The sequence below is a fragment of the Halococcus saccharolyticus DSM 5350 genome (assembly GCF_000336915.1).
Taxonomy (GTDB): Archaea; Halobacteriota; Halobacteria; order Halobacteriales; family Halococcaceae; genus Halococcus; species Halococcus saccharolyticus.
The window spans coordinates 1-10,859 of sequence record NZ_AOMD01000007.1 but is presented as its reverse complement, the minus strand read 5'-3'; the positions used below and the strand labels follow the sequence as shown (position 1 = coordinate 10,859).

The window sequence follows — 10,859 nt, the reverse complement described above, 5'->3', positions numbered from 1 at the left end:
ACGCCGGGCATCTCACTGGGTAAATCCACCGCAACGCGGTAGGATTTGCCCAGTTCGATGTGGAGTGCATGCAGCGTGAGCATCGCCCACTCGGCGAACCCGCCACCCCCTTCGGGATCGGCGGGTTCGTCCGGGTTAGCGACAACTGATTTAGCCTTAGCGACCGCAACACGCGTGAAGAGACGGAATTCCGAAGTCACAACACTCCGTCTCTTCGCTTTCGAGGGCAATAACGCAGTCGCGGCGGCTCCGTCTAGCGAAACTACAGAGCCAAACACAATATTTAGAGGAGGAAGTGCCGGCGTCAGCACCCTACGACTACTCTAGTTCGAACTCTCCGAATCGATACTTATCCAATACGGGCAATCAAAGCTCGTGAATTGGGCGTTGAATCGATCACTCCGGGTATATCTTGTCGCCATACCAGAGGTTCCAGTTACCCCCGTTTCCAGCGATAGCTAGTTCGGGTCCGCTTGAGTCTGTCGCGCTGTTATTAGCGACGGCGATCTCGCCCGCCCCGCGCGGTTTCCGGTATCGGAGGTCTTCCGGGTAAATTTGTAACCAGCCGTCCTTCGCGGGTGTTATCTTTCCGTTCTGTTTTATCCGCAGATATCGTTCAGTGTTGCCGCTCCCGTCAACAGCACCGATTCGGAAGTCGTTCGATTTTTTGTTGTTATCCAGTATCCACCTCGTGTCACTCTCATAGTCGTACATGTTTATCCGACTGCCCCTGAACGACATTCCCATTTGTTGATGTGAACCATCAGTGTTCCCTTTGAGTGAACGGCACGTCGAACCGATAACGGTGATCTGTTCGCCGACAAGTGCATTCTTCGTGAACCGCCAGGAATCCCACAGTTGTCCGTACCACGTCGGGCCGAGTCTGCCGGTCGCGTTGCGGATGCCGATTTCGGTCTCGTTCAGTGGCTGCATCGCTCCATTGAGTTCGCAGTTGAACTCTCCAGTCCCTTTGATATCGAGGCCGATTCGTGGGTTCACAATGGCGAAGTAGGCCTCAATGCCGTTGATGTATCCGTTGTTGTCGCCAGTATGGGCATAGACAGCGGTATCACACGCTACAATACTCAGGTCGAACCGGTTGCCGATCTGGATGCCGTTGCTCGCCGCGTCGTTCAGTTCGAGCCCGCGTCCGCTTTTCCGCTCCCCCTCGATCGTCGCCTCCACGTGTACGCCCGAGCGGTATCTGGTAACACCGTAGGTACCATGTTCTGCCCGAGACGTGTCGAGAACGACGGCCGACGACGTGTAACTGCCGTTCGTCGTGATCTTGATGGTTGCGTCGTGGATCTGTGCGCCGTTGTCGACGAATATGCCGTTGTGATCTGATCCGAGCTTGAGAAACCCACCATTGAAATCGAGCGTCACTTGTGGTCGAAGGTGAATCTCCGATCCCTCGTTGTACCCTGTCCCTGGGAACAATCGGACTACGGCGTGTCCGTCGTTCGCGCCGGCAGCCTCGTCGATGGCCGCCTGGATCGAACCTCCCGGCTCCACGATGTGAACATTGTTCACGCCGTCGATACCGGCGTGATTCGGCAGCTCTAAGAGATCGTCGTTGTCGGTATCCTCCCATTGCCCGCTCGTGGACGCAGCCGTCGCCGGGCGCGACGACGCCGCGAGACCGCCACCGAGTCCGACTCCACCCAGTAACCCGAGGGCCTGTCGGCGCGTGGCGTCCGGTGAGCCGTCGTCAGACTCAACCATCTCCATTAATGCTTGATTCTCCGCTTCAAGCGTCTCGATGCGGTTTTCGAGTGCTCCAAGTCGCTCTTGTATTTGTCTCTCTGTCATAGATACTATGGGCAATAATAACGATCTTCCAAGTTCATAAATCGATCGCTACAAATCACCACAACAATATTTGGCCTCGGTTGTCAAGACGTAGACTAGAGTTGGGAATTATATAAAATTCGAAGCCAGACCTATTTTATCGAAAGCAGAGATCACTGGCGGTAGTCATCCGTAAAGTAGTTGCGATACTGGAATAAATACTTGATGTGTCTTTCGAGGGCAGAGAGCAGGTCATAATGGGGCGGCTACTGTGTGTGGTTACTCCGCGTATCCGAGAGCCCGCAAGTGCTCAGTTAGTCGCTCCTGTTCGTTTCCCTCATCCGTCATCGCCTCGTCGGCGGGTTCTTCAGCAATGACATCCCGCCGTGCTCCAACGTCGAGGCGATGCCACGGAACTCGAACGAGCAATGGGTGATGTAGATCCGGTATATGGCCCCACTGACGGACCGGTAGCGGCCACAGTCGGTCGCCGAGCAGTTCACCGTGGTCCGACGTGACGACGACCCGACCGATGTCCGGACCGGCGGTATCGAGCAGTTCCTCGACCGACGAGAGTACGAGCTCCAAGTTTTCGTGATAGGCATCAAGGATAAGGTCGCGATCAAGCGTCGGGTCCGTGCTGAGGTCTTGGAGGTTTCGTCCTGGCTCGAAGTGTTCCCGACCGAGTGGCCCGAGATACGGTGTATGGGGCTGGACGTAGTGAATTACGATCCGTTTGCGTGGATACTGTTCTAGCGCCACGCGTGCCTGCTCGGTCACGGCTTTCGGCGGAGCGACCAACAGCGACTTCTCGGCGTCCGCAAGTTCGTCCTCGACAACGGGTTCGAACGCGTGCCACCGCGCGTTGAGTTCGTCGGCGAGTTTGAGATACCGGCCGTTCGCCGAAACGAACACCGTATCCGTAAGGTCGCGACCGCCGACGTTCTTGCGAATCCACTCGGGCGTGACTGATCCCTGTGACGTAACCGCACGAAGATCACCAGGAAGCGAGGCGTGCTTCTTGTAGGCATTGTATCGACAGGCATCGAGGATAATGAGCACGTCCCAATCCTGATCGAAAACAGCGATTCCATCGTCGCCATATCCCATCTGATTTCGGGCCGCACACCGCCACCGGACTAACTGGCGTGCGACTGCCCGTCTATCAGGCAGGTTCCGGGTAGCGATTCGGGTACAAAGGCGGTCTAGCACACCGATTCCCACTTAGTGTCACGACTTAAGCGTTCGCATCGGGAATCGTCGATTATCACTACTACTACTGGCCACGATATTTACAGCCGCGGTCGAGTTCGACCAACGCAATTCTCCCCGGCTCTGTTTGCCCGCATGGAGTTCTACGTCTCACAAATAACCGAGGTCGTTGAGTCGATCACGAACCTCGGTATCCATCTCTTCCGCAACCGTCGCTAGCTTGTCACCCCCCTCGACATCGTGAGAATCCACATGCGAGGCGAGGTGCTCTTCCAGCCGTGACTCGATCGCTGGCTCAGTCCCGGAGAGATCGTTCTGCTCGCCGGGATCGACGGAGAGGTCGTACAGTTCTTTCCCTTCCTCGGCGACGATATACTTCCATCGCTGCGTTCGAACCCCGAATACAGCGGTTTGTCCTCGGTTCGTCTCCGCTATCACTTGCTCGCGGTCCAACCGTCTACCCGATAGTGTAGGTATAAGACTCTCGCCCGCCAATCCCGTTCGTGGCTCAATGTCGAGCGCATCGAGTATGGTTGGTACGATATCCAGACCGCTCAACGGTGTTGTCGGGGTATCGGTTCCATCACTACCGGGAACGTCAACAATTAGTGGCACGTTCGTTGTGGTTTCGTACAACTCTGCAGGGTGAGAGTACTGACCATGTTCGTAGAATTCCTCGCCGTGGTCGCCGGTCAAGGCCAATATCGTCTCATTCATCCCGTCAACGGCCTCGATGAGTTTTCCGAGATACTTGTCCGTGTGACCGACCTCGTCCCGGTATGCAGCTCTAAGCCGATCTCGCTCGGCATCACTCACTTCATCGGGAGACGTCACTGCTTTCTGCCAGAGACGCTCGGAGCGATACTTATCGAGGTATCCTAACTGCCTGTTGAGTGCGTACGGGCCGTGCGGATCCATATAGTGCACCCATAAGAAAAACGGCTCCTGGGCCTCTGAAAGCCACTTTCGGGCCCGCTTCGTGACACTTTCTGCCGGTTCGTAAGGGAATCGGCTCAGCAGTCGAAGCAACTTCGAGTACATACTAGTGACCGTCTCGGGCAGCTGCGTCGATTCGACGAACCGGAGCCCATCGTAGAACTCGTCGAACCCTTCGTCATAGCCGAAATGGCGTGAAATCAGTGGATTTGAATGGAAGGCGGCCGTGTTGTACCCCGCCTCGGAAAGATACGTCGATAGTGTCGGTGCTTCGATGTCGTGGAAAAAGTTGGCAAAGTAACGATGTGAATACTGAGACGTTAGCAGTGCAGGAACGGAGGCACGCGTGTGCGAACTCGGTGCTGTGGCGTCGGTAGCGAGGGCTGCATCGTTAGCCAGTGCGTCCATTTGTGGCGTGTTTTCAACTGTATCGGAGAGGAAACCAACATGGTCGGATCGCAACGAGTCGACAGTAATCAGCACCACGCTCCGAGTACTCATTGTTGGGTCTCTGTAGGAGTGTTCGCTTCAAGCTTTCGTGTCTTACTAAGTGTGCTCGCAAGCGTCGACTGATGAGTGAAATCGAGTGACTGGCTCTTTCTCAGCTAGTCGGTCGAGACTTGCCGCCGTACTAAGTGGAATTTCGAATCGGCACGACGAACTCACCCACAGAACGACCAACAGTGTTCGTCACTCCGAAGCACCTCGTCATGAGGAATCTCCGAAAATGAGTTCGGAACATTGTTACGACGATGTTGAATACGTCACACCGAATGAAGCAGTCGAGAGAGGGGAAATTAGAGGATATATTTCAGAAGTTTACCCAAGACTTCGGGCTGTACTCGGTAGCACAGATCGTTCCCTCGCTGTTGGGAGTGGTTGCCTTGATGTTATTCACTCGTGTGTTTCCACCGGTGGCCTACGGCCGATACGCGCTCGCGATGACGTTCGTCGGACTGCTTAGCACACTTGGATTCGGCTGGATCCAGCAGTCGATCTCCCGTTTCGAACCGCAGCTCGACGACAGCGAACTGGTCGAAAACGTCCTCTCGGTGTTCCTTGTCGCTGGCTTGGTCGTCGTGATCGGTACGGTCGCCGGATATCTGCTCTTCGATCAGTTTCTAGGTGATTACCAGGAATTTTATTTCGCAGCGGCGGCGCTTGTGTTAGGTCAGGGTACGTTCCGGACGCTCAACGTACTGTTTCGGATTCGACTCCAGTCCAACTCGTTCACAAAATACAAACTGTTGCTTGGGGTGATGAAACTCGTGTTTGCTGTTGTCCTCGCAGTGTTCGTGTTAGATAGCATCGTCGGCTGGATGTGGGGGCACGCACTCACCTTGTTTCTCATTTCCATTCTCATGGCGCGTGAATCTGGGGTTTTGAAATTTTCCCCACATATGCAATCGGAATTGCTGACTCGTTTTGCCCGGTATGGGTTTCCGATGATCGGGTGGTTGCTCGGTATGACACTACTCCAGTTCGCCGACAGAGTACTCATCGAGTTTTTCCGTGGGACCAGTTCTCTTGGTGTATATGCACCAAACTATTCCCTCGTCCAGCGTGGGTTGTTCCTTGCGCTCACACCGATCGGGCAGGCAGCCCAGCCGCTGATGATGAACACATGGGACGGCGAGAATACTGGGAAAATCCGCGATCTTATGACGGATTTCACGCGATATTTCTTCATTATTGGAATCCCCGCAACTATCTTCGCCGCAGTAATGAGTTGGCCGCTAAGCACGCTTCTCTTGGCAGAACAGTACCAAGAAGGATATCTTGTCATCGTCATTGTGGCTCCCGGGATGTTCCTCTGGAATGCAGCCCTACTCGGACACACTGGATTCGAAATAAAAGAACGGACTGAAGTTATGGTCCTGGGTGTCAGCGGTGCGGTGATATTAAACCTCGTACTCAACGTTCTTCTCATCAAGACATATGGCTATCTTGGCGCGGCGGTCGCAACGTCAATTAGCTTTGCTTCATACGCCATCTTCGCCTATATCGCCTCAAGATGGTCCATCCGTTGGCAACTTCCGACCCGCACGATCCGGAACACAATCGTCGGTGGTATCGCTATGGCCGCTCCCTCTGTGATGCTCTATATTTCAGACACATACACTCTTGTGCGAGCTTTCACTACAGCCGGGCTCGGCATCGTTCTCTATGTCTCCGTACTGTACGTCCTAAACGAGTTCCGAACAGAGGAAGTATCCACTATCATTGAGCAGATATGGGAGCAATAGATGACTGATACAAAGCGAATTGCCGTCGTGCATCACAATCTGATGGAGAAAGGCGGTGCGGAGGGAGTCGGAATGAACGTGCTTGAAGCCCTGCAGGACCACTACGACGTTACACTACTATCTCTTACAAACCCTGACATTAGTGGGTTGAATAGTTACTACAACACAGCTGTCAGCGAGCAGAAAATCGAGATACAGCAAATCGGATGGATGACACCCGCCTTGTACAAAAGTACTAAAAGATTCCATTTGATGAAAAATGCGTTAGTTTCTCGTTTGGTAGCACAGCGGTCCGATGAGTTCGATTTGATTTTTTGTACGTATAACGAACTGAGCCTTTCAGGTCGGTCACTTCAATATATTCATATGCCTCATTTCCGACGATGGGCGAAGAACGAAAATACCGATTCTTCCTCGGGGATATACGACGAAATATCTAAGCTTATAGAAGGGTTTGATATGAAAATGATTGGTAGTAGTCGTCTTTTGGCTAACTCGGCATGGACTGCAGGGGTGACGGAAGAAACGTACGGGACACGGCCGGAAGTAGTTTACCCACCGGTAGATACGACTGAGTTTGTGAATACACCGTGGACAGAACGCGAAAATGGCTTTGTCACTATCGGTCGATTAGTCCCATATAAAAACGTCCTTCGAAGTATTAACATCACCAAACGATTGCGTGACCGGGGGCACGATACCCACATTCATGTTATTGGTCCCTCACTTGATAGCAGTTACGCGGAGCGTATCAAGACAGTGGCTAGAGACCACGACTTCGTGAGGTTAGAAGGAGAGATCAGTCGTACCAAGCTGGTTGAATTAGTTTCAACACATCGATACGGAATCCACGGCACAGATCATGAGCACTTCGGGATGGCCGTCGCAGAACTGGCCGCGGGTGGTACCATCCCATTCGTTCCAAACGGCGGTGGTCAACGCGAAATCGTCCACGAACGCGCAGAACTACTTTACGAAACGGCCGATGAGGCAGTCGGGAAAATCGATCGGGTACTCTCGAATCCCAAACTACAGACGGGACTTTCGAGACAATTAAATGACATTGAAGAACGCTTCGGACGAGACCGATTTAGAAAAGAAATCAGAAAACTAGTCGAAGAAATACTTCACCAAAACAACCCCTAGTCAAACTCAACTTCCAAAGCATCACGCTGAATCTGACGGCTGACGCTCCCGATTAGAAATCACGCTTTGTCGAGGGTCGTTAACGATAGATTTGATATAGTCAACGTACATCTGATAACCATTCACTGAATAGTCGTATCTATATGGGTCCGGAGCAGGGTTCGCTTTTGGCCAACTTACCGACTGCCCGGCTACTCTCTCACCCAATCTTTTACGCAAGTCCGTGTTCTTTGAAATCATACCCGGATCGTAGTGTTCCATGACTGTTCTCCAGAACCGCTCGGAGTGATACGGAGAAATCATTGGGCAACCGGTGAAATTTTTTGTGGTCTGGTGGGTTGTTCCCTGGAAATTAGTTGCTCTTGTGAAATGACGCGAGAAATATTCTTCTCGGTTTTGGTTATGGTATAAGGGGAAGTGACTAAAGATTGTGTCTGCTTCCGTGCCAGACCAAAAAATGCATTTTGAATCATATGAGTCGGCAATTTCCCTCAAACGTCTGCGCCACCGAATATGTCGAGGATCAGCCCGCAAGTCCGAACAAATCATCTTACGAGTGAGTGTCGCCCTATCTTCCCTGTTTTTCCCATCGTATCGATATAATTTTTCAACCTTAATATCATTTTCTTTGATGAATTTCTGAACAAGCGGGAAATTCGGATCAGCGCTGAAAACACTCCAGCTATCCGTGATTTTCGGAACCAGCCCTATTATTTGACTGTCTTTCCCCCCCATTAATATGATATTATGATATTCTGGGTATTTTCTTTCAATTTCGTTTATATAACTTTCTAGGTGTATGGCTGTCAATTTGATAAGTTTGCTGTCCGAGGAAAGTGAGAAATCAGGTTCAAAGCTAATATTCCGGCCCATAGAGCTTATTTCTTCAAATGGTCGCAACCGATAAATTCGTTCGTCAATTGTCCCACGCCCTTCGTACCATGATTTTTCGTATCCAGTCCATTTTCTGGCGAGGAGTTTGGTGCTCGATGGAATCCCACCTTTCAACTGAGGAGGCAGTATAGCCTTTAGGCGGTTGTATAAACTTGTGTCATGATCGCTGCCGACATTCGCAAACTCCATCGCATTGTAATCAGGGTTTATCGAAAAATCCCCGAGATGAGATATTATTTCTGTTACTGACGTCGATGCAAGGACAGTCCCATCCAGAACAGTATAATAACTGGGGTATATACCTGCATTCACGTCACGGAGGCAATCGGTTTTGACAACGCTCCCTGGTGGATAATCAAAATGTAATTCATGACTCTTCATGTTGATATCGAAACCGGATCCGCGCTGACAACTTAAAAGTTTCTTTCAACTCGTAGAAGATCACTCGTTGTAGCCCAGGAAACTCTCGCTCTCCAAACATCAATTGTTTTATTTGTGTATGAAATATTATATGGTGGAAATGCCGAGGTGTATTAGGTTTTTAGTCTCTATAGTTTCGCTAGACGCGATGGCTACGACTGCGTTATTGCCGTAGAAAGGGCACTGCTAGATTGAGGTTGAACTGAGCGGAGTTCTTCGAGGCAGTTGGAACCATGCTCGAAGAACTCTCGGTAGTTCCCAACTGAAATCTCACCACCTCCTCTGAATCGGTGAGTTGTCGAGGTAACCGTCGAAGTGGACCGGTTCACTGGAGGTCAGAAACGCTGCTGCGTACTCAACGCTGCCCAGCATCGACTCCTCACGAATCCAGCCGACAGCTGATGCTCACGAAGGGCACCCCCCGAGGCCGCGGGCTTGCCTCAGCCCGCGGCCGAGGTGTACGCATCCGGCACGCCGACTCCGTTCATCTCGATCTTCCACCGCCGTTCCAGCTCCTCCTCCAGTGCGTGTCGGATCCAGTCGCAAAACACCGAGAACGTGAACTCCTCAGGGAGGTCGCGCCCGCCCCGACGTGGGCGGGCGACGACCGCCCATCGGAGCACTAACCACAGGTTCTCTAACAGGAAGCTCACCACCACGAACGCAAACCGCACGATCGGGTCTTGCGTCGACGTTACCGCTCGTGCGCTCCGATACAGCCGATAGCTGGATTCGATCGCCGACCGTTTGCGATAGCAGTGTTCGACCTGTGAGGGCGTGCGATCGCCCAGATCGCACGCCACGTACCCTCGAACCACTTCTCCGTGCTTGCCACGATCGCCGTTCTGATACGAGACTGAAACCGCGAGCGGGAAGCGGAGTTCCCGCTCGCTGTCCTTGTACATCCGGTAGGTCGTCATGTACGATTTGTGCGTCTCAAGCTTCTCTTCGAGCCGGTCGCCTTTCTCGGCGACCGGCACGACTGTCGCGGCGATCTCTTGTGAGCGGCGGATGACGCGTTCATTGTAGAAGCCGGAATCAGCCAGCAACAGCTCGATCTCGAAGGTATAGGCTTCGACGCGGTCGAGGACGCGCTCGACCGCGTCGGCCTGCTTCTCGTCACTGCGGACGTACGTCATCGCGAGCGTGATCGGTTTGCCGTTCGAGACGAGGTAGGCGGTGCAGTAGCGGTGGCAGGTAGTGGTGCCGTCTTTGGGACTCATTCGGCAGAGTTCGCCTTCCTCGTCGAGATGAACGCCATGATAGGGATTGTCGACGAAATCGATGGAGACGATCCTCGACCCCGAGCGGTCGAGGATCGCCAAGGCCAACTGCATGAACAGAAGGTTAGCGGCGAATTCGAGCCATCCCCGATCGAGAGTGTGGAGCCAGTCAAAGACGGTGTCGTCGCAGGGAGCCTCGTGGTTTTCGGGGCAGACCTCTCGGATAGAGGTCTGATTGACGCTGGCAAGGATAACGGTGGACCAGATGTCGCCAGGATCGAGGGGTGGAGTGATCTGCGTAAGTTTTGAACACCTGAACTGGGTGAGGCACCGCTCCCTCCTCATTCCAGTTCCGTCTACCGATTCAACAGTACTTCTCACGCGTATCCTGGAAGGGTTCAATTGTTGCGCAGACCACTCAGCCCTCGATCCCTGGCAGGGGAAGCTCTCCGATCACATCCGCCGCTACACCTTTGACGTCCCACGCCGAAAGGAAGCCGTCTGGTTGAGGCAACTCTAACACATTCACTCAACCAGACACCTTCTCCAATCAGATCGGCGCTTTAGCTCCGCCTCTCAACTCGATTGGGAACTACCGACCATGCGCGTCGGCCGATTCTACGAAGCATGGAAGGGCAGTCAGCCAGCGCTTGCGCTGAGCTGACTTCCTACACCGCCTACTACAATCATCTCCGGAGCCACCAAGCGTTGGAGAATCAACCGCCGATCGAAGCACTCGAACAGGAGAGTTCAATCTAGCAGTGCCGTGGAAAGCGAAGAGACAGATTGGTTTGACATCCGAAATCTGTCTCTTCACGCGTGTTGCGGTCGCTAAGGCTAAATCAGTTGTCGCTAACCCGGACGAACCCGCCACCCCCTTCGGGGTCTGCGGGTACGCCAAATGGGCGATGCTCACGCTGCATGCACTCCACATCGAACTGGGCAAATCCTACCGCGTTGCGGTGGATTTACCCAGTGAGATGCCCGGCGT

General features: G+C 53.0%; 6 protein-coding genes and 4 pseudogenes. 4 read left to right on the top strand and 6 right to left on the bottom strand.

All coding sequences use genetic code 11. From position 1 onward, the window contains the following. The 4 genes and pseudogenes from C449_RS17335 to C449_RS01950 all read right to left on the bottom strand — a co-directional run. A pseudogene (locus C449_RS17335) lies at nucleotides 1–200 on the bottom strand (IS5/IS1182 family transposase); the annotation flags it as partial. Nucleotides 201–396: 196 nt separating this feature from the next. Beyond that, complete coding sequence (locus C449_RS01960; RefSeq protein WP_152415629.1) at nucleotides 397–1,812, bottom strand: hypothetical protein; 1,416 nt, start codon at nucleotides 1,810–1,812, stop codon at nucleotides 397–399. Between the two features lie 258 nt (nucleotides 1,813–2,070). After that, nucleotides 2,071–2,901 (bottom strand): hypothetical protein, encoded by an 831-nt coding sequence (locus C449_RS01955; RefSeq protein WP_006076200.1) that lies wholly within the window; start codon nucleotides 2,899–2,901, stop codon nucleotides 2,071–2,073. A 252-nt stretch (nucleotides 2,902–3,153) separates the two neighbouring features. Beyond that, nucleotides 3,154–4,440 (bottom strand): sulfatase, encoded by a 1,287-nt coding sequence (locus C449_RS01950; RefSeq protein WP_049913824.1) that lies wholly within the window; start codon nucleotides 4,438–4,440, stop codon nucleotides 3,154–3,156. A 272-nt stretch (nucleotides 4,441–4,712) separates the two neighbouring features. Here C449_RS01950 and C449_RS01945 point away from each other — a divergent pair, with 272 nt between their 5' ends. Both C449_RS01945 and C449_RS17330 read left to right on the top strand, forming a co-directional pair. Next, nucleotides 4,713–6,185 (top strand): lipopolysaccharide biosynthesis protein, encoded by a 1,473-nt coding sequence (locus C449_RS01945; RefSeq protein ID WP_006076198.1) that lies wholly within the window; start codon nucleotides 4,713–4,715, stop codon nucleotides 6,183–6,185. Further along, complete coding sequence (locus C449_RS17330; RefSeq protein ID WP_080504876.1) at nucleotides 6,186–7,331, top strand: glycosyltransferase family 4 protein; 1,146 nt, start codon at nucleotides 6,186–6,188, stop codon at nucleotides 7,329–7,331. Nucleotides 7,332–7,352: 21 nt separating this feature from the next. Here the strand turns inward: C449_RS17330 and C449_RS17665 are convergent, their stop codons facing one another. Both C449_RS17665 and C449_RS01940 read right to left on the bottom strand, forming a co-directional pair. After that, nucleotides 7,353–8,414 carry a hypothetical protein gene (locus tag C449_RS17665; RefSeq protein ID WP_152415628.1) on the bottom strand — a complete coding sequence of 354 codons (1,062 nt, stop codon included), beginning with the start codon at nucleotides 8,412–8,414 and terminating at the stop codon, nucleotides 7,353–7,355. 671 nt (nucleotides 8,415–9,085) lie between these two features. Beyond that, a pseudogene (locus C449_RS01940) lies at nucleotides 9,086–10,153 on the bottom strand (ISH3 family transposase); the annotation flags it as partial. Nucleotides 10,154–10,466: 313 nt separating this feature from the next. Between C449_RS01940 and C449_RS19035 the strand changes: the two are divergent. Together C449_RS19035 and C449_RS01935 are read left to right on the top strand one after the other, a co-directional pair. Next, nucleotides 10,467–10,627: pseudogene (locus tag C449_RS19035) on the top strand (IS6 family transposase); the annotation flags it as partial. Between the two features lie 32 nt (nucleotides 10,628–10,659). After that, a pseudogene (locus C449_RS01935) lies at nucleotides 10,660–10,859 on the top strand (IS5/IS1182 family transposase); the annotation flags it as partial.